The organism is Boseongicola aestuarii (assembly GCF_900184815.1).
Classification (GTDB): domain Bacteria; phylum Pseudomonadota; class Alphaproteobacteria; order Rhodobacterales; family Rhodobacteraceae; genus Boseongicola; species Boseongicola aestuarii.
Genome location: NZ_FXXQ01000004.1, coordinates 175,903 through 195,173 on the forward strand (window position 1 = coordinate 175,903; position 19,271 = coordinate 195,173).

At 60.3% G+C, this 19,271-nt stretch carries 18 protein-coding genes; 12 read left to right on the plus strand and 6 right to left on the minus strand.

All coding sequences use genetic code 11. The features are described 5' to 3' along the window. The first annotated feature begins 447 nt into the window (after positions 1-447). From mraZ to BOA8489_RS08180, 10 genes are all read left to right on the plus strand, one after another. On the plus strand, positions 448-954 hold the full coding sequence (gene mraZ / locus BOA8489_RS08135) for a division/cell wall cluster transcriptional repressor MraZ (RefSeq protein WP_093973513.1): 507 nt from the start codon (positions 448-450) through the stop codon (positions 952-954). 2 nt (positions 955-956) lie between these two features. Further along, a complete protein-coding gene (gene rsmH, locus BOA8489_RS08140; protein ID WP_093973514.1) occupies positions 957-1,952 on the plus strand; it encodes a 16S rRNA (cytosine(1402)-N(4))-methyltransferase RsmH in 996 nt (331 codons plus the stop codon). Next, on the plus strand, positions 1,953-2,300 hold the full coding sequence (ftsL, locus tag BOA8489_RS08145; RefSeq protein WP_093973515.1) for a cell division protein FtsL: 348 nt from the start codon (positions 1,953-1,955) through the stop codon (positions 2,298-2,300). Next, the gene (locus BOA8489_RS08150; RefSeq protein ID WP_093973516.1) at positions 2,297-4,090 is read left to right on the plus strand and encodes a peptidoglycan D,D-transpeptidase FtsI family protein; all 1,794 of its coding nucleotides are present in this window, start codon (positions 2,297-2,299) and stop codon (positions 4,088-4,090) included. Before ftsL ends, BOA8489_RS08150 begins: the two co-directional genes overlap by 4 nt. Positions 4,091-4,110: 20 nt before the next feature. Beyond that, positions 4,111-5,613, plus strand: coding sequence for a UDP-N-acetylmuramoyl-L-alanyl-D-glutamate--2,6-diaminopimelate ligase (locus BOA8489_RS08155; RefSeq protein ID WP_093973517.1), 1,503 nt, complete (start codon positions 4,111-4,113; stop codon positions 5,611-5,613). Continuing rightward, positions 5,610-7,061, plus strand: a complete 1,452-nt coding sequence (locus BOA8489_RS08160) for a UDP-N-acetylmuramoyl-tripeptide--D-alanyl-D-alanine ligase (protein ID WP_093973518.1) — start codon at positions 5,610-5,612, stop codon at positions 7,059-7,061. Before BOA8489_RS08155 ends, BOA8489_RS08160 begins: the two co-directional genes overlap by 4 nt. Before the next feature lies 1 nt (position 7,062). Further along, complete coding sequence (mraY, locus tag BOA8489_RS08165) at positions 7,063-8,145, plus strand: phospho-N-acetylmuramoyl-pentapeptide-transferase (protein WP_093973519.1); 1,083 nt, start codon at positions 7,063-7,065, stop codon at positions 8,143-8,145. 69 nt (positions 8,146-8,214) lie between these two features. Beyond that, positions 8,215-8,613, plus strand: coding sequence for a DUF6524 family protein (locus tag BOA8489_RS08170; RefSeq protein ID WP_093973595.1), 399 nt, complete (start codon positions 8,215-8,217; stop codon positions 8,611-8,613). A gap of 3 nt (positions 8,614-8,616) precedes the next feature. Continuing rightward, positions 8,617-10,071, plus strand: coding sequence for a UDP-N-acetylmuramoyl-L-alanine--D-glutamate ligase (gene murD, locus BOA8489_RS08175; protein WP_093973520.1), 1,455 nt, complete (start codon positions 8,617-8,619; stop codon positions 10,069-10,071). Beyond that, positions 10,064-11,059: a Gfo/Idh/MocA family protein gene (locus BOA8489_RS08180; protein WP_093973521.1), complete on the plus strand. Its 996-nt coding sequence runs from the start codon at positions 10,064-10,066 to the stop codon at positions 11,057-11,059. The genes murD and BOA8489_RS08180 overlap by 8 nt, the downstream gene beginning before the upstream one ends. On the opposite strand, the gene BOA8489_RS08185 is transcribed toward BOA8489_RS08180, so the two are convergent. The 5 genes from BOA8489_RS08185 to BOA8489_RS08205 form a co-directional block, all read right to left on the minus strand. Continuing rightward, positions 11,050-11,865 carry a J domain-containing protein gene (locus BOA8489_RS08185; RefSeq protein WP_093973522.1) on the minus strand — a complete coding sequence of 272 codons (816 nt, stop codon included), beginning with the start codon at positions 11,863-11,865 and terminating at the stop codon, positions 11,050-11,052. The two genes, BOA8489_RS08180 and BOA8489_RS08185, sit on opposite strands and share 10 nt — an antisense overlap. A gap of 203 nt (positions 11,866-12,068) precedes the next feature. Beyond that, positions 12,069-12,365 (minus strand): hypothetical protein, encoded by a 297-nt coding sequence (locus tag BOA8489_RS08190; RefSeq protein WP_093973523.1) that lies wholly within the window; start codon positions 12,363-12,365, stop codon positions 12,069-12,071. Position 12,366: 1 nt separating this feature from the next. Beyond that, entirely contained in the window at positions 12,367-13,791 is a 1,425-nt protein-coding gene (gene murC, locus BOA8489_RS08195) for a UDP-N-acetylmuramate--L-alanine ligase (protein ID WP_093973524.1), read from the minus strand. 5 nt (positions 13,792-13,796) lie between these two features. Further along, positions 13,797-14,834 carry a UDP-N-acetylglucosamine--N-acetylmuramyl-(pentapeptide) pyrophosphoryl-undecaprenol N-acetylglucosamine transferase gene (locus BOA8489_RS08200; protein WP_093973596.1) on the minus strand — a complete coding sequence of 346 codons (1,038 nt, stop codon included), beginning with the start codon at positions 14,832-14,834 and terminating at the stop codon, positions 13,797-13,799. A gap of 47 nt (positions 14,835-14,881) precedes the next feature. After that, positions 14,882-16,048, minus strand: a complete 1,167-nt coding sequence (locus BOA8489_RS08205) for a peptidoglycan glycosyltransferase FtsW (RefSeq protein ID WP_093973525.1) — start codon at positions 16,046-16,048, stop codon at positions 14,882-14,884. Between the two features lie 118 nt (positions 16,049-16,166). Between BOA8489_RS08205 and BOA8489_RS08210 the strand changes: the two genes are divergently transcribed. Beyond that, on the plus strand, positions 16,167-17,360 hold the full coding sequence (locus tag BOA8489_RS08210) for a BaiN/RdsA family NAD(P)/FAD-dependent oxidoreductase (protein WP_370807163.1): 1,194 nt from the start codon (positions 16,167-16,169) through the stop codon (positions 17,358-17,360). Between the two features lie 235 nt (positions 17,361-17,595). Further along, entirely contained in the window at positions 17,596-18,192 is a 597-nt protein-coding gene (locus tag BOA8489_RS08215; protein ID WP_093973526.1) for a hypothetical protein, read from the plus strand. Positions 18,193-18,255: 63 nt separating this feature from the next. Here the strand turns inward: BOA8489_RS08215 and rpoH are convergent, their stop codons facing one another. Then, positions 18,256-19,152 carry an RNA polymerase sigma factor RpoH gene (gene rpoH, locus BOA8489_RS08220; RefSeq protein ID WP_093973527.1) on the minus strand — a complete coding sequence of 299 codons (897 nt, stop codon included), beginning with the start codon at positions 19,150-19,152 and terminating at the stop codon, positions 18,256-18,258. Positions 19,153-19,271 lie beyond the last annotated feature (119 nt).

The window sequence follows — 19,271 nt, forward strand, 5'->3', positions numbered from 1 at the left end:
CTGAAAAGGTGGGATTTCTTGAGTATACTATATGTTGTGTTATATTGGCGAAATATCTATATATTGATCACATATCTTGTGTTCCTGACGACGGAAAATCCAAGGAAACAAGGGGATTTCCCTGCCTGGCCCAAAGATTTCTATTGCTTCCCACGAATTCCCATGCCAATTTCGTCTCATCGGATAGAGCGGGACACGTGATACGGGGCGCAAAAGACCCCAAACCCAAATAATAATAGCAGGTTTCATACAGGCACTCGCTTCTATTCAGGTCGTAAAACCGACCACACGAGATCCGGCGCGCGGGCGAGCAGACATCCCCCCAGGTGGCGCGCGCAGCTGGACTAACCCGGTAACGGGACGAGGGCGGCGGATCGAACTCTGGCAGCAGTTCGATCCGCCGCTTTCGGTTTTAGGGGGCAGAAATTTGAAAGGGGCCGCGGGACAGTGGTTCGCAGGTTCAGAGGCGAAGGCCATCACAAGGTGGATACGAAGGGCAGGGTGTCTATCCCGGCCTCGTTTCGCCGTGTGCTTGAAGCCGGCGATCCTGCGTGGTCCGAGAACAAGGCGCCTGAACTGGTGATTGTGTATGGCGATCACCGCCGCAGATATCTTGAGTGTTATACGATTGACGCCGCCAACGAGGTTGACGCGAAAATCGACCGTATGTCGCGCGGTTCAATCGAGCGGCGGATGCTGGAAAAGCTGTTCAATGGTCAATCGTTGTTGACGACGGTTGACGAGACGGGCCGGATTGTTCTGCCGGCGAAGCTGCGCCAGAAGATCGACCTTGAGGGCGAAGCATATTTCATCGCATCGGGCGATACGTTCCAAATATGGAAGCCTGAGACCTACGAAGAAATTGAAGAAGCCAAGACTGAAGCCTGGCTGGATGAGCAGCCGGAGGACTTCGATGTGCTGACGCTTCTTGATTTTGGTGGCGGGGGAGGCTGACCATGGCCGCCGCTGCCAAGGCCCAAAACCGTGATCCGCATATTCCTGTTCTACTTGGCTCGATTTTGGAGGCGTGCGCGCCCATTTCGGGCCATTGGCTTGATGGAACGTTCGGGGCTGGCGGGTATGCGCGGGGGTTGCTGGCGGCAGGTGCCGCGCGGGTCACAGGTGTTGACCGCGATCCGGTGGTTTTCGAGATGGCGAAGGAATGGGCGGGTGAATACGGGGACCGTCTTGATTTGGTCGAGGGCACATTTTCCGATTTAGATCAGTATGTTAATGAGCCTCTCGATGGGGTGGTTCTGGACCTTGGTGTGTCGTCGATGCAGTTGGATCAAGCCGAGCGGGGGTTCTCGTTCATGGGGGATGGACCGCTTGATATGCGCATGAGCCAGGCGGGGACCTCTGCGGCGGATATCGTGGCTGAGGCAGACGAAGGACTGCTGGCGGACATTCTTTATCACTATGGCGAGGAGCGCGCTTCGCGCCGGATTGCGCGGGCGATTGTGGCGGCGAGAGCCGAGGCGCCGATCGTGACGACGGCAGCATTGGTGGCGATTGTCGAGCGGTGTTTGCCGCGTCCGAAACCAGGGCAGAGCCATCCGGCGACCCGCACGTTTCAGGCGTTGCGGATTGCGGTGAATGACGAATTTGGTCAACTGGTCGAAGGGTTGGAGGCGGCGGAACGCGCGCTGAAACCGGGCGGTTGGCTGGCAGTTGTGAGCTTTCATTCGCTGGAAGACCGCGTGGTGAAGCGCTTCTTTCAGGAGCGGTCGGGCAAGGCGTCCGGCGGCAATCGTTATCAGCCTGAGGCACAGGTAGAAGCGGCGCGGTTTCAGGCAAGAAACAAGGCCATTCCTGCCGACGCCGATGAGATTGCGCGCAATCCCCGGTCGCGGTCGGCGAATTTGCGCGTGGGACGTCGGACGGATGCTCCGGCGGGCCCGGTGGAGCGCGCAAAGCTGGGTTTACCAAAGTTAAAGATGGGAGAGCGGTAGATGCGGTCGGTGTTTTATGTCCTGACGGCGTGCCTTGTGATGGTGCTGGCTGTCTGGGCGTATCGACAGAATTACGAGACGCAAGCGAGCCTGCGCGAGGTGCGGGAGCTTCGTTCGGAGATTGCAGAGCTGCGCGAGCGCGCCGGAGTACTGCGGGCCGAGTGGGCATATCTCAATCGCCCGGAGAGGTTGGCGGATTTGGCCGATATGAACTTCGACCGACTTGAACTTTTGCCACTTCGTCCGGACCATTTCGGCCATATCGATCAGATTACTTATCCAATTGAGCCTTTGCCGCCGATCATGGTGCCGATTGAGGTGATGAGCCGTTTGAGGGATAGCGAATGACACGCACTCCGCTTCGACCCCTGGCAAGAATTCTGGCAGCACGCCGTGCGGGCGAGAATCCGGACATTATTGAGCGCCAAAACCTTGCCGAACGCCACGAAGCCGAGCGCGACAGCGCGCGGGCGCGGGCTGAGGGGCGGTTGCTGGTTCTGGGCGTAGTGTTCTTGTGTGCGTTCACCATGGTCAGTTTGAAGATGTCGATGATCGCTGGGTCGGACCCGGTCGAGCCGCGGGCTGCGGCTTCTGGGGCGCAGATCCTGGCGACGCGGGCGGATATCACGGATCGCAACGGACGCATTCTTGCGACGAACCTGACGACTCATGCGCTTTATGCGCAGCCGCCCTTGATGATCGAGCCCGAACGGGCGGCGCGGGAGTTGGTGAAGATTTTCCCGGATTTGCAGGAAGAGCGGCTGCTGAGGCAGTTCACGGGCGGTCGGAAATTCATCTGGATCAAGCGGCGGATCAGCCCGGAACAGCAGCAAGCGGTGTTTGATATCGGTGATCCGGGGTTGTTGTTCGGGCCGCGCGAGATGCGGCTTTATCCAAACGGTCAGGTCGCAGCGCACGTCCTTGGCGGCGCCGGGTTTGGGCGTGAGGGCGTGTCGTCTGCGGAAGTGATCGGTGTTGCGGGACTGGAAAAGGCGATGGACGCCGAGTTGCGCGACCCCGGCCGGGGCGACGTGCCGCTGGCCTTGTCGCTTGATCTGACGGTTCAGGCTGCGGTTGAGCGCATACTTGAGGGCGGGATGCGCCTGATGAACGCCAAAGGGGCTGCGGCCGTGTTAATGGACATTAACACCGGCGAGATCGTTTCGATTGCGAGCCTTCCCAACTTTGATCCCAATGACAGGCCCCAGCCTTTGACGACCGGCGATCCGGGCGACTCGCCTTTGTTCAACCGGGCTGTGCAGGGCGTTTACGAGCTGGGATCGACCTATAAGATTTTCGCGGTTGCCCAAGGCATTGAAGAGCGGCTGGTCAGTCGCTCGACGATGGTGGATATTCAAGGGCCACTCCGCTGGGGCAAGCACAAGATCCGCGATTTTCGCAATTATGGCAAAGCCTTATCTGTCGAGGACGTGATCGTTAAATCGTCAAACATCGGCACGGCGCGGATTGCGCAAATGATTGGAACCGAACGTCAGCAGGCGTTTCTGGGCGACCTGGGATTGCTTGAAACGACCCCGGTCGAGTTGATCGAGGCGCGCGGCGCACGGCCTTTGGTTCCAAAGAACTGGTCGGAGATTTCCACGATGACGATCTCGTATGGGCACGGGATTTCGGCGTCTCCGCTACATCTGGCTTCGGCATACGCGACACTTTTGAATGGTGGGCTGAAGGTCGAGCCGACGCTTCTTAAGAAAGATTACCCAGTGCCCGGACCCCGGATTATCAGCGAAGATACCTCGCGACAGGCACGCGAGATGCTTAGACAGGTGGTGACACGTGGCACGGCGTCGTTTGGTGAAGTTGCGGGGTATCGCGTCGGTGGCAAGACCGGCACGGCCGACAAGCCGAAATCAACCGGCGGCTATTACGAGGATAAAGTCATCGCGACCTTCGCCAGCGTCTTTCCGGTGGACGATCCGCAGTACGTTCTGGTCGTCACGCTGGACGAGCCGGTCGAAACAAGTGGTCAGGAACCTCGCCGAACAGCCGGTTGGACAGCGGTCCCGGTGGCGGCCGAAGTGATCCGGCGGGTCGCGCCTCTCTTGGGGCTTGCGCCGAGCCTTTCGCTGGACGTTGAAACCGGCACGCCCACGGGTATAACACTGGCCCGGAACTAGACCCGCGAGGCGCGAAAAAGATGCAGACTCAGGCAAAGACGAAATCGCTGTCAGAGCTTGGGCTGACCGCGCGCAATGCCGGAGATATCCGTGTGACGGGCTTGTCGGTGGACAGTCGCGAGGTCAAGGACGGCCACCTGTTTTGTGCGCTTCCCGGCACGCAGGTTCACGGCGCCGAGTTCATTCAATACGCTATTCGGATGCGCGCGGGCGCAGTTTTGACGGACCGCGAGGGTGCCGGAATCGCGGCGGATGTTCTGGCCGAAAGCGGCATTCCTCTGGTCGTCGTCGAGGACCCGCGGGAGGCGCTGGCGTTTTGCGCCGCACTTTGGTTCGAGGCGCAGCCCGAGATCATCACGGCCGTTACCGGCACCAACGGGAAGACGTCGGTGGCATCGTTCACGCGCCAGCTTTGGGCGGAAATGGGCGCCGAGGCCGTGAACATCGGAACGACCGGAATCGAGGGTGCGTTTACAGCGCCGCTTCAGGCTACGACGCCGGAACCGATCACGCTTCACCGGGCTTTGGCGCGGATCGCGGATGCGGGGATTACCCATGCGGCGATGGAAGCATCTTCGCACGGACTGGCGCAGAAACGGCTGGATGCTGTGCGTTTATCGGCAGCGGCGTTTACCAATCTCAGCCAGGATCATTTGGACTATCACGCCACGTTTGAGGAGTATTTTCAGGCGAAAGCGGGACTTTTCGAGCGTGTCCTGCCGGAAGACGGGACGGCGATCATTAACATTGACGATCCCTGGGGGCCGCGGATGGCCGACATTGTCGAAGCGCGTGGGCAGGACCTGTTGACGGTCGGGCGGCGCGAGGATGCGGTGTTGCGCATTCTGGGTCAGCGGTTTGACACGACCGGGCAGGAATGCCGGTTTGAATGGGCCGGAAAGACCCGGCAGGTGCGGCTTGGGCTGATCGGTGGTTTTCAGGCCGAGAACGCCTTGGTGGCGGCCGGGCTTTGCATCGCCACGGGCGCGGATGCCGAGGAGGTATTCGACGGTTTGCACGCCCTGGAGACTGTGCGCGGACGGATGCAGTTTGCCGCCCGGCGCGACAATGGGGCGACGGTTTTCGTCGATTATGCGCACACGCCGGAGGCTCTGTTGACCGCGCTGAAGGCGATCCGCCCGCATGTTCTGGGGCGGCTGATCGTGGTATTTGGGGCTGGCGGTGATCGAGATCGTGCAAAGCGACCCTTGATGGGGCGCGCGGCTGCGGATTACGCGGACATCGCGATCGTGACTGATGACAATCCGCGCAACGAAGACCCTGCTGCGATCCGGGCTGCAGTGCTGGACGGGGCGCGGCTGGGAGCTGCGGATGTGAGCGAAGTCGCGGACCGCGCCGAGGCGATCTTGCGCGGTGTCGACGCGCTTGGGGCTGGCGACACATTGCTGATAGCGGGCAAAGGGCACGAGACGGGTCAGATCGTCGGAGATGCGATTTTGCCGTTCGATGACGTCGAACAGGCGAGCATTGCCGTCGCCGCGCTGGACGGTCGCGGATTATGAGCGCGCTTTGGACAAAGGCAAGCGCGGTTGCCGCGACGCGCGGGACAGCGCAGGGGCCGGACTGGGCGGCCACGGGTGTGTCCATCGACACGCGCACGATTGAAGCGGGCGAGTTGTTTGTCGCCCTGAAGGATGTGCGCGACGGGCATGATTTCGTCGCCGAGGCATTGGCAAGGGGCGCGGTTGCGGCGCTTGTGTCGCGCGTGCCGGAGGGCGTTGGACCGGATGCACCGTTAATCATCGTTAACGACGTGCTGGAAGGTCTGGAAGCCTTGGGACGTGCTGCGCGTGCGCGCACGACAGCGCGGGTCATCGCGGTGACCGGATCGGCGGGCAAGACATCGACGAAAGAAATGCTGCGCGATGTTCTGGGGCGTCAGGGACGCACCCACGCAGCCGAAGCGAGCTATAATAACCACTGGGGTGTGCCTCTGACTTTGGCGCGGATGCCACAGGACACCGAGTTTGCGATCATCGAAATTGGCATGAATGCACCGGGAGAGATCGCGCCGCTTTCCAACATGGCGCGCCCCCATCTGGCGATCATCACCACCGTGGCTGCCGCGCATCTTGAAGCGTTTGAGAGCATTCAGGAGATCGCGCACGAGAAGGCCTCGATCTTTGAAGGATTGGAGCCCGGTGGGGTTGCCCTGTTTAACGCTGATATCGAAACGGCGCTGATTTTGGACGACAAAGCAAAGGCTTGCGAGGCGCAGAGAATTGGGTTCGGGGCTTTGCCGGGGGCGGGGCTTTATGCAGAAGATATCCAGTTGGGCGAGAAAAGCAGCGTCGTGCGCGGCCAGTTCCAGGGGCGACGTTTTCTGTTTCGCGTCGGGGCACCGGGGCGGCATTTCGCGATGAACGCGCTGGCGGTTTACGGCGCGGCTTGCCTGGTGGGGGCGGACGCGGATGTCGCGGCGTGTGACATCGGCGCCTGGAGCGCGCCGGCCGGGCGAGGGCAACGCGAAACGGTGGTTCTGGACCCGGTCGAAGGCTGGTCTTTCGAACTGATCGACGACGCGTTCAATGCCAATCCGGCGTCGATGGGGGCCGCGCTTTGGGTGTTAACCGCGGTTAATCCCACCGATGGCGTGGGTCGCTTTCGGCGCGGGCGACGGATTGCGGTGCTGGGGGACATGCTGGAGCTTGGCGCGACCGAACTGGAACTGCACGCAGCGATCGCCGACCATCCTGCGATGGAACTGATCGACCGGGTGGAATGCGTCGGGCAACGGATGCGCGCCCTTTACGACGCGCTGCCGGACGAAAAGCGCGGACATAGTTTTACGACGGCCGAAGAGATGGCGGCAGAGGCGCATCACCTGGCGGACGCGGGTGATGTGGTGCTGGTCAAGGGGTCGAAAGGCAGTAAGGTAAGTCTTGTTGTCGATGCGCTGAGAAAACAGAGCGAGCGGCGCAGGACCGCCGCAGACAAGGAACGGAATTAGGATGCTCTATTGGCTGACGCTCTTTTCTGACGGGGGTGATTTTTTCAACCTTTTCAGATATATAACCTTCCGCGCCGGCGGGGCATTCTTCACCGCCCTGGTGTTCGGATTTCTGTTCGGGCAACCGTTGATCAACCTGCTGAGGCGGCGTCAGAAGCATGGTCAGCCGATCCGCGATGATGGGCCGGAAAGCCATATCGAAGGCAAGGCCGGAACGCCGACGATGGGGGGTGTACTGATCCTTGGTGCGGTAGTGACATCATCGCTTTTCTGGGCGCGGCTGGACGTCGGGTTTGTCTGGATGGTCCTGTTTGTGACCATTGCGTTCGGTGCCATCGGGTTCGTCGACGACTATCAGAAAGTGACGCGCAATTCGCATGCCGGCGTGTCCGGCCGGGTGCGTCTGGCAATTGGTTTCGTGATCGCCGCGGTGGCGGCGTATTGGGCTGTGGGAATGCATCCCGAAGAGCTTCAGAACCGGGTGGCGATCCCGGTTGTGAGCGGACTTGTTAACCTTGGTATATTGTTTCTGCCATTCGCCATGCTGGTCATTGTCGGGTCCGCCAACGCGGTGAACCTGACCGATGGTCTGGACGGCCTGGCGATCATGCCGGTGATGATCGCGGCGGGGTCTTTGGGGGTGATTGCCTATACAGTTGGACGCACGGATTTCACGCAATACCTTGGGATCAACTACGTTCCGGGCACGGGTGAGATCCTGATATTTACTGCCGGACTGATTGGCGGAGGACTTGGATTCTTGTGGTACAATGCGCCGCCCGCGGCTGTTTTCATGGGGGATACCGGGTCGTTGGCGTTAGGTGGCGCGCTTGGAGCGATTGCGGTGGCGACCAAACACGAGATCGTTTTGGGAATTATCGGCGGTCTGTTCGTCGTCGAGGCAATGAGCGTCATTATCCAGGTGCTGTACTTCAAAAGCACTGGCAAACGTGTGTTCCTGATGGCGCCGATCCACCATCATTTCGAGAAAAAGGGATGGGCCGAGCCACAGATCGTGATTCGGTTCTGGATCATCAGTCTTATTCTTGCTCTGGTCGGGTTGGCGACCCTGAAAGTACGTTAAGATTAATGAAGATGAACGGCGGTCCACGACCTGTCGTTCAGCGAGACGCGTTAACAGGAGTGAATGGCGATGGGTTTCTTGATACGGTGGTTGGTGGCATTCGTGTTGCTTGCGACCACGTTCAATCCGACGGAACTGAGCTTTGTGAAATGGGCGAGAGCGTCCTGGAATGAGCAAACTTCACTGGTGGTGCTGTTCGGTCTTGTCTTGCTGGTCATTTACGTGGTGTTTCTGACAGCGGTCTTGCGGGGCATCGGCGCACTGGGCGTCACGCTTGTGCTGGCGGTGATCGCGGCGTTGGTCTGGGTGTTGCTGGACCTTGGCTGGCTGTCGATCGACGACCCCGGCATGATGACCTGGGTCGCGATCCTGGCGCTTTCGGTGGTGTTGGCGGTCGGGATGTATTGGGGCATCTTGTGGCGCCGGATTTCGGGGCAGATCGAAGTTGATGATGACGGAGATATCTAGGCCATGATCCCCGTCCGGGGCGTCGAGGACCGGCGGATTGCCGTGCTAGGGTTGGGTCGAACGGGCCTTTCGGCGGCGCGTGCCATTATGGCAGGTGGTGGCGTGGCATTGTGTTGGGACGACGCGGAGGCCGCGCGAGAGCGAGCCGCGGGCGAGGGACTGACGTTGCATGATCTTGGGCGCGGCGGCGCTTGGGAGGCTGTGGACGCGCTGATCGTGTCGCCAGGAATTCCGCATCTTTATCCCGCGCCAAACCGCTATGTCGCGGCGGCGCAGGCGGCGGGTGTGCCGGTGGACAACGACATCGGATTGTTCTTTCGCTCGCTTGCGGTACCGGAATGGGACCGCTTTGAAACGGTGCCGCGGGTGATCGCCGTGACAGGGTCGAACGGGAAGTCGACGACTTCGGCTTTGATCCACCATTGCCTTGAGGTTGCGGGACGTGAAAGCCAGTTGGCCGGGAACATCGGACGTGGCGTTCTGGACATCAATCCGCCGGGGGATGGCGGAATAGTGGTGCTTGAATTGTCGTCTTATCAAACGGAGCTGGCGCGTTCGCTAACACCTGATATCGCGGTGTTTACCAATCTTACCCCGGACCATCTTGACCGCCACGGCGGGTTTGGCGGGTATTTTGCGGCGAAACGGCGGTTGTTTGCGGAAGGTGGACCGGATCGCGCGGTGATCGGTGTCGATGAACCCGAAGGACGGCTTCTGGCCGGACAGCTTTCGGAAGGGGCGGGAGACGACCGGGTGATCCGGATTTCATCGGGCCAGAAGCTGGGCGGTGCAGGCTGGAATGTCTTTGTTCGCAAAGGGTTTTTGGCGGAATTCAGGAAGTCGCGACAGGTGGCTTCGATTGATCTGCGTGCCGTCCGTGGATTGCCGGGAGCGCACAATCACCAGAACGCCTGTGCGGCCTTCGCGGCGCTGCGCGCGCTTGGACTGGCACCAAAGTTGATTGAGCAGGGTTTCCAGAGTTTCGAAGGCCTGCCGCATCGCAGCCAGATTGTCGGAGAAAAAGGCGGGGTAACCTTCGTTAACGACAGCAAGGCCACCAACGTGGACAGCGCGGCCAAAGCTTTGGCCGCGTTTTCGGGCGTGCGTTGGATCGTTGGCGGGCAGATGAAGGACGGCGGCCTTTCTGCTGTGGCACCCCATTTGGGCAACGTGTCGAAAGCCTATGCCATTGGACGACAGGCGGCGGAAGTGGCGCTGGAGTTGAACGAAATGGCAGGCAGATCGCTTTGTGAGGTCTGCGAGACTATGGCCGAAGCGGTCGGGCGGGCGGGCGCGGAAGCTCTGGCGGGTGAGACGGTTTTGTTGGCCCCGGCGGCGGCAAGTTTCGACCAATACGATAACTTCGAGAAACGCGGCGAGGACTTTGTGTCCGAGGTGGCGCGTGTTTTGCAGAAGGGTGGGCCGGATGATCCGGGCGGGGAAATGAAAGATGCCTGATCCGGTGCGTTGGGGTGTTTTGGGAGCAGGGAAATTTGCGCGCGAGCAAATGACTCCGGCGATTCACGCTGCGCGGAACGCGGAATTCGCGGCGATTGCGACGTCTGATCCGAAGAAAGCCGAGCCGTTTCAGGCATTTCAGCCTAGGTTGCAGGTGTATGATGATTATGATGCCTTGCTTGCGGATGACGCGATTGATGCCGTTTATGTACCGCTGCCAAACCATCTGCATGTGGAGTGGACGCTGAAAGCGCTGGCCGCGGGCAAGGCCGTTTTGACGGAAAAACCGATTGCGCTGGAAGAGGCAGAGTTTGATCGATTGATTGCCGCGCGCGATGACGCGGGACTGCTGGCCGCCGAGGCCTTTATGCCAGTACACCATCCACAATGGATGAAAGTGCGGGATTTGATCGCGCAAGGCGCCGTTGGCAAACTGGCGCATGTGCGCGGGGTGTTTACCTATAACAACGTGGATCGCCCGGAGAATATCCGCAATCGCCCCGAGACCGCGGGCGGTGGTTTGCGCGATATCGGAGTCTATCCCTTTGGAACGGAACGGTTTGCAACACGTCAGGAGCCGAGCGTCATCTGGGCGGATGTGTCATGGGAAAACGGCGTCGATACCGTGGCGCGCGTCAACGCGACGTTTCCGGGCTTCACTTTCGAGGCCGTGGTGAGCATGCGGATGCATCTGTTTCAGGAGATGTCGTTTCACGGGGATCGCGGTGTCTTGCGCGTTACGGCTCCATTCAATCCGCTTTCATTTGGCGACGCCGAAGTGCAGTTGATCAACGCCGACGAGACGCGGCTATGGCGGTTCGCGGTCAATCAATACGTCGCGCAGGTCGAGAATTTCGGCAAGGCGATGCGCGGCGAAATGGATTATCCGGCACCGCTGGAATTCAGTCGCGGAACGCAGCGCATGATCGATATGACCTTCGCCGCCGCCGGGGCTGGCAGCGGTGGAAGGCCCGTGAATTACGCGTAGGCGCGCTGCATTTCCGCAGCCGGTTTTGGCCATTCGCCGAGTGCGAAATGAATGCGCACGCTTTTTGCTCCTGGAAAGGATTCGGCCAGCGTCGAGGCGGCGACGACATGTGTTCCCGCGCCTTCTTCGCTTGCTTTGAAGCGCACGATGATGGGACGAACCTTGCGATTGTCGGTGAACGCGCCTGTTGGCACAGCCACGCGGTTCACGCCTTCTTCGATCGAAGCACTGACCATGTACGAGATGCGGCGACCGCTCTGGCGTATCGCGTAAGGCAAGTGGTTTTTGTGGGGGACATGCGGCGCGCCTGTGGTCTTGATGACGTCCAGAATGCTGGCGCGCAGGGAAATCTCGTCTTGATCCGGCTCAGCCATGAAGGGAATTTCGTCGAGCAGGGTCCGGCATTCCTGGGCTTCGTTCGCGTTGATTTTGCAGATGCGCGAGGTCATGGCCGTGCGCAGACGGCGCGGTGAGACATAGCTTGCCGCCTTGGCGTCTTCGTCGACCATTGTATTGACTGGAACACTTGCAGGGCGCTGGGCCTTGGGGCGAATGGTGGTGGCTCCGGTGTCCGTGGGCGCGGTTTGAAGCGCATCCGCCGCAGTATAGCCTTTGTCGTCTTTCAAGAGCGCATAAGCGGTTGAAATGCGGGCGAATTCGTCGGCCGTTCCCTGGCCGCGATCCGGGTGCTTTTCAAAGGCGAGTTTCTTGTAGGCGGCGCGGATTTCATCCGGATCAGGATGACCTGTAAGTCCGAGGATTTCTTGCGCATGTGCGCGCGCTTGGGCTTTTTCAAAGAAATTCATGGCATCAACACTCTTTACTTGCGACTTTGGCCCCCCGAGAAAATGCTTTGGCTACATGCCGAAAGCGTTCCGAACGGTCCGCAGTCAAACTCACTACACTGTCACGTCTTGCTCTATGACGCCTTAGCAGTATTCAACTAAAATACGCTCTGAATTTGACTAAAAACGTGTACTTTAAGGGCGCATTGTGGCGGGGATTGTCCTTATTCGCCGGAAGGAGGTCTTTTGTTCCGATGCCTCAAACGGTCGTAAGCTCCGGCGGGAATCCCGAATGCAGAACCGGCCAGCACCATCTGGGCAATTGCAAAGGACAGGCTTTGGTCGAGCGGGACGAAGGGTGCCAGAGAGGGCGCATAGGCAAAGACGGCCAGGAGGGCGGCCCAGCACATCGCGAGGCCGATCGCGCCTTTCAGCCCGCGTAAGGCGACGATTTTGCGGGCGGCGAGAAAGCTGACCAGAAGAATGGTGAAATAGACGAGAGCGGCAGCTGCCGTCGCCATATCAGCCGGCCTGTTTCATCAGACGACCAGGAAGGTTGTTTGCCCAAGTGCTGATCGTGCCGGCGCCGAGGCAGACGACGATATCGCCGGGGCGTGCCTGTTCGCGCACCAGACGTTCGAGGTCGTCTTCGCTGATGATCGCGCGGGCGTGGCGGTGTCCGTGGCGGATCAGGCCGGCAACGAGGTCTTCGCGTGTGGCGCCGGGGATCGGGTCTTCGCCAGCGCCATAGACCTCGGCAATACCGACGACATCGGCCTCGTTGAAGCAGGTGCAGAAGTCCTCGAACAGGGTCGAGAGGCGAGAGTAGCGGTGGGGCTGGTGGACGGCGATGACACGTGCGTTGGGGCTGTCGCCCACGGCCTGGCGCGCGGCCTTGAGGACCGCTGCGATTTCGACCGGGTGGTGGCCGTAGTCGTCGATGATGGTGACGCCATCGACTTCGCCGACCTTGGTGAAGCGGCGATTGACGCCTTTGAAGTTGGCGAGCGCTTCGCGAATTTCTGCGGCTTTCATGCCTAGGTGGCGGGCAACGGCGACGGCGGACAGGGCGTTGGAGACGTTGTGGTCGCCCGGCATGGGCAGTGTGCAGTTTTCGATGACCATATCGTCCTGGGACAGGACAATATCGAAGTGGGCGATGCCGTTTTGGTAACGAAGATTAACGGCGCGGACATCGGCCTGAGAGTTAAAGCCGTAGGTCACGACGCGGCGGTCTGTGATGCGCCCGACAAGCGCCTGAACTTCGGGATGATCGGTGCACAGCACGGCGAGGCCGTAGAACGGGATGTTCGAGACGAAGTCGTCGAAGCCTTTGCGCAAGGCCTCTATGGTGCCCCAGTGTTCCATGTGTTCGGGGTCGATGTTGGTGACGATGGCGATGGTCGCGGGCAGGCGGTTGAAGGTGCCGTCGCTTTCGTCGGCCTCAACAACCATCCATTCGCCCTGACCGACGCGCGCGTTCGAGCCATAGGCGTGGATGATGCCGCCGTTGATTACCGTGGGGTCGATGCCGCCACCGTCGAGCAGGGCTGCGACCATCGTGGTGGTGGTGGTTTTGCCATGGGTGCCCGCGACTGCGATGTTGGAGCGCAGGCGCATGAGTTCAGCCAGCATTTCAGCGCGGCGCACGACTGGCAGGCCGAGGCGGCGGGCTTCGTCCAGTTCGGGGTTGCCGCGTTTGATGGCGGAGGAAATGACGATGACTTCCGCGCCCTCGAGGTTTTCGGCGCGCTGGCCTTCGAAGATCTTCGCGCCGAGGTCTTGCAGGCGGTTGGTTATCTTGGTCGCTTTGAGGTCGGAGCCCTGGACGATGTAGCCGGCTTCGATCAGCACCTCCGCGATGCCGGACATGCCGATACCGCCGATACCGACGAAGTGGATCGGACCCATTTCGGTGGGCAGTTTGGTCGCTGCTGCTGCGTTCATCGGGCTTACTCCGCGAGTTGTTCGACCAGCGCGGCGAGGCGCTCGGTTGCGTCTGGTGTGCCTGTAGACAAGGCGTTTTCGGCCATTTGTCGGGCGCGATCCGGGTCTGTCAGGATGGCGTGGATGTGCTTGGAAAGCGCGTCGGGATCAAGGGCGCTTTCAGCGATGAGCAAAGCGCCGCCTGCGTCGACAAGGCCCTTTGCGTTGGCGGTCTGGTGATCTGCCGTGGCGGCGGCGAAGGGAATCAGGATAGCAGGGCGGCCGATGATCGAGACATCGGCGACGGAGGAGGCTCCGGCGCGGGAGATGACGAGGTGGGCTGCGCTCATGCGCTGTGGCACGTCGTTGAAGAAGGTTTGGACATCAGCGTGGATGGTGGCGAGCGTGTAGGCGTCGGTGACGCGGGCGAGGTCTTCGGGGCGGGCCTGATGACTGACATGCAGGCGCGGTCTCAGGGCGTCGGGGAGGCGGGTGATGGCGTCCGGGACGATGTCCGAGAGGATGCGCGCGCCTTGGCTGCCGCCCATGATGAGGATGTTCAGGGGGCCGTCGTTTGCGTCCGGGTAAGGCGCCTTGTGCTGGTCGAGGATTGCGGCACGGACAGGGTTGCCGGTGTGGGTGCCAGTGACGCCTGACGGCAGGGCGGTGGGCCAGGTGCCGCAGGCAACGGTGTTCACGCGGCGGGCGAAGACCTGGTTCACGCGGCCAAGGACGCCGTTTTGTTCGTGTATCATGCGGGGGATGCGCAAGGCCCAAGCGGCGGCGATTGCGGGGATCGAGGGGTAGCCGCCGAAACCTGCGACGACGGTAGGGCGGTCGATGAGGAAGCGCCATTTGGCGGCGGCGATACCGGCGAGAATGGTTAATGGGACCAGAGCTTTGGTGAGGAGGCCGCCGCGCGCGAAGGTGGCGCTGTTAACTTCGGTTACTGCGACAGCATCGGGAAAGCCGCTGGTGTAGCGCGCGCCTCGGGCGTCGGTGGAGAGGGTGACGCGCCAGCCGCGTTTGAGCATTTCTTCGGCCAGGGCCTGAGCGGGAAACATGTGCCCGCCAGTGCCGCCTGCGGCGATGACAAGATGTGGCTGTTTGCTCAACGGCCTCTCCGGATCAGGTGATCGGCGATCTCGCCCTGAGGACGGGTGCGGGTAAGGGCGAGGAGCATTCCGATCAGGATGCCACCTGCGATGAGGGAGGACCCGCCGTAGCTGACGAAAGGCAATGTCATGCCCTTGGCGGGCAGGAGGCGGACGGCGACGGACATGTTGATCATGGCTTGCACGGCGAAGGTGCAGGCGAGGCCGGTGCCTGCGAGGCGGATAAAGGGATCACGTTCGCGCATGAGGCGGAAGAGCGACCGAAGCGCGATTGTAGCGTAGAGGAAGATGATCACGAGGACGAGGATCAGGCCGTATTCTTCGGCGGCGACGGCGATGATGAAGTCGGTGTGCGCGTCCGGCAGGGACCATTTGACGGTGCCTTCGCCGACGCCGACGCCAAAGAAACCGCCTTCGCGTATGGCGTTTGCGGCGTAGCCGAGTTGCGTCGTCGGGTCGACTTCTGCCGAAAGGAAGCCGTCGATCCGTCGGGCGAAGTGATCTGAATTCTGGTAGGCGAGCGCGCCGCCGACGACAGTGAGTCCCGCCATTCCGGCGAGGATGAAGAAGGACGCGCCGCCGACGAAATACATCACACCCCAGCTGAACAGCACAAGGCTGGCTTGGCCGAAGTCGGGTTGCAGGGCGAGCAGAAGCACGATGAAGAGTGCGAGCGCGAAGGAATAGCTTTTGCCGGGCGGACCTGCGACTTCGTTCGAGGCGGCGATCATCCAGCCAGCGACGACGATGAAGAGGGGTTTGAGGAACTCGGAGGGTTGGATCGAGCCGAAACCGAGCGAGAACCAGCGCACAGCGCCTTTGCCGTAGTCGGTACCTAAGATCGGCAGGAGCATGAGCGCGACAAGGCTGCAGGCGAAGCCGATCACCGCCAGTCTGCGCACGGTTTGCGGAGACATCAGTGAGAACGCGAACATGGTAAATATTGCAACTGTCCCGAAAAAGGCCTGACGTTGCACATAGAAGAAATCGGAAAACCCGTTGCGCTGGGCCAGCGGAGGCGAGGCTGCGAGCCCAAGCAAAAGCCCTATGCCGAACAACAGGAAGACCGCACTGAGCGACCATTTGTCGATCGTGCGCCACCACCGTGGAAGAATCGGCTCGCCGTCCCTTGTGGGGACTGAGCCATATACCATTTCTGTCATGCGTCCTGCTCGAACTGCCGAAGTATGCCCGGTTGTCCGGGTCTGCTTGTCAGTGTAACGAATCGGCGGGCAAAGGGCTAGGAAAACATGCGCTTTTCAAGCGGTCAGGGCGGTAGAATTGGTTAAGACGGTCAACACATTGATTTTGGGCGCGGGCGCGGCTGGTTTGATGTGTGCAGCCCATGCCGGGCCGGGCGTCTTGGTGGTGGATCACGCGAAGGCACCGGGTGAAAAGATCCGCATATCCGGCGGCGGGCGGTGCAATTTCACGAACATGGGCTGTGATCCCGAAGCGTTCCTGTCGAACAATGCGCATTTCGCAAAATCGGCTTTGTCCCGGTACACGCAGTGGGACTTCATTGAGTTGGTCGACGCTTACGGGATCGCCTGGCACGAGAAGACGTTGGGGCAGTTGTTTTGCGATGGATCGTCGAAAGAGATCATTGCGATGCTGATTTCCGAACTTGAGAAAGCGGGCGCAACACTCTGGTGTAAAACGGAAATTGGAGATGTTGCCTGGCGCGATGGGGCGTTTCATGTGGCGTTGGTGCGCGCTGGTGAGCCGGTTCGGGTGAAGGCGAAATCGCTGGTTCTGGCTACCGGTGGGAAGTCCATACCGAAGATGGGAGCGACCGGATTGGCTTATCGGTTGGCGGAGCAATTTGGATTGGCGGTGACCGAGACGCGTCCGGCTTTGGTGCCGTTCACGCATGACGATGACGGGTTGAAGGCTCTGGCGGGTGTTGCAGTGGAAGGTCGTGCGGCTGCGGGTAATGCGAGTTTTGATGAGGCGATTTTGTTCACGCATCGCGGGCTTTCGGGTCCGGCAATCTTGCAGACGTCGTCCTATTGGCGCGAAGGTGAAGATGTGTTGCTAAACCTCTGTCCTGAAAGGGATTTGAAGGAATGCTTGATTGAGGCCAAGCGGGCCTCTGGACGGCGCGGGGTGGCGTCGGTTCTGGCAGAGCATATGCCGCAGCGGTTGGCGCAGGCGATGGTTGAGCGGCTTGGCTTGACGGGTAATCTGGCGGATCAGCCGGATGCGCGTTTGGGCGAGATCGCGAAGGCGGTGCAAGCCTGGCCGTTTCGCCCCACGGCGACGGAAGGGTATCGCACGGCCGAGGTGACGCTAGGTGGAATCGATACAGCTGGGCTTTCATCAACAACGATGGAGGCGAAGGACGTACCGGGGCTATTTGCGATTGGCGAGGCCGTCGATGTGACGGGCTGGCTTGGAGGATACAATTTCCAGTGGGCGTGGTCGTCGGGATGGGCGGCTGGGCAGGCCATTGCGGGGCGTGCGGCGTCTTAATATCGCGAGATTCTGGTGATTGTTGCGCGGAGTTCGGCGGGATTTTGCTGAGGAAACCGACGCTTTGGCGACAATCAAGGGCGTCGTCGCAGGATTTGCAGGGCGAGTGTGAACAGCGTCCTGCCCGCCGTTTTTTCGCCATAGATTTGTCAGCGCAGCGCCACAATGTCCCGGAAGTTTTGAAAGGAACAGAGCCGACGAAAGACGGGCCGACGCAACGCGGGAGACCTTGGACATGGACGCAGTGCTTTTGAACGACGGGGCGCGACTGGTGCATTTGTTGGGGTTGGCATTGGGCTTCGGGGTGGCGCTTTTGGCGGATGGGTCGGCGGCGCGGGCGGTCTTGAGGCCGTTGCAGGAGCGCGAGGTGGTGATGCTGAAGATGCTGCATCATGTCGTGACATTCGGGTTGGTCTTGCTTTGGGCGAGCGGGTTGATGCTGTTGTGGCTGCGGACGGGGTTTGATCTGGAGCGATTCAGTCCGAAGCTTTGGACGAAGGTTTGCGTGGTCTCGGTTCTGACGCTGAACGCTATCGCGATCGGACGGCTTGGATTGCCGACGCTGCTGCGATTTCAGAGCTGGCGGTTTGGCGACATACCGATTTTGGAACGCATTCAACTTTGTGCGCTTGGCACGTTGTCGGCGGCGTGTTGGGTGCTGGCCTTGGCTCTGGGCGTATTCGGCTATTTCAAGGCGCTGAACGCGGAACAGCTTACGCACATTCTGGCGTTAACCTTCCTTACGGCTTTGGCGATGGCTCTGTTGGCGGCGACGCTGACGCCTGTTATTGCCGCGATTGTGCGATTTCTGGAGCGTCGGTCTGCCGCATGAAAAAAAAGACCCCGCCGGGAATGCGGGGTCTTTCCAGGGAGGAACCAGGCCGATGGGGGAGGATCAGGCCTGTTCCAGGATGCCTTTGCCTTTGGCAAGTTCTTGCATCCGCTTTTGCAGTTTTTCAAAGGCGCGGACTTCGATCTGGCGAATACGCTCGCGGCTGACGTTGTATTGGCCGCTGAGTTCTTCAAGTGTGATCGGTGAGTCTTGCAGTCGACGCTGGGTCAGGATGTCCTGCTCGCGCTCGTTGAGGACTTCCATCGCCTTAGCCAGAAGCTCGCGACGTACTTCGAGTTCGTCTTGTTCCTCATAATCAGTTGCCTGATCGGCACTTTCGTCTTCGAGCCAGTCCTGCCATTGCGCGGCGCCTTCGCCATCCGCCGAAACGGTCGCGTTGAGTGACGCGTCGCCACCGGACAGGCGTCTGTTCATTGAGATCACTTCGTCTTCGGTGACGTTCAGATCATTTGCGATGCGGGCCACGTTTTCTGGGCGCATGTCGCCGTCTTCCAGAGCGCCGATACGGGCCTTGGCTTTGCGAAGGTTAAAGAACAGCTTTTTTTGCGCGCTGGTCGTGCCGAGCTTCACCAGGCTCCAGGACCGCAGGATGTATTCCTGGATCGAGGCGCGGATCCACCACATGGCGTAGGTCGCCAGACGGAACCCCTTTTCGGGGTCAAAGCGTTTCACGGCCTGCATGAGGCCGACGTTGGCTTCGGAAATGACCTCGGCCTGGGGCAGGCCATAGCCGCGATAGCCCATGGCGATTTTCGCCGCCAGACGCAGGTGCGATGTCACCATCTGGTGGGCGGCATCCGTGTCCTGATCTTCGACCCAACGCTTTGCGAGCATGTATTCCTGCTCGGGTTCCAGCATGGGGAACTTCCGGATCTCTTGCAGATACCTGTTCAGCCCGCCTTCGGGAGACGGCGCAGGTAGATTTGCGTAATTAGCCATCTCAAATTCCTTTCCCTGTAGGTCGCTATGTTGCGACGCTTAACATAGATAGTGAACCGGTCAGTTCAGTTCAAGGTTTGCGAGTCGATATTATCGGATCGCTTTGATTGAAAGATGAA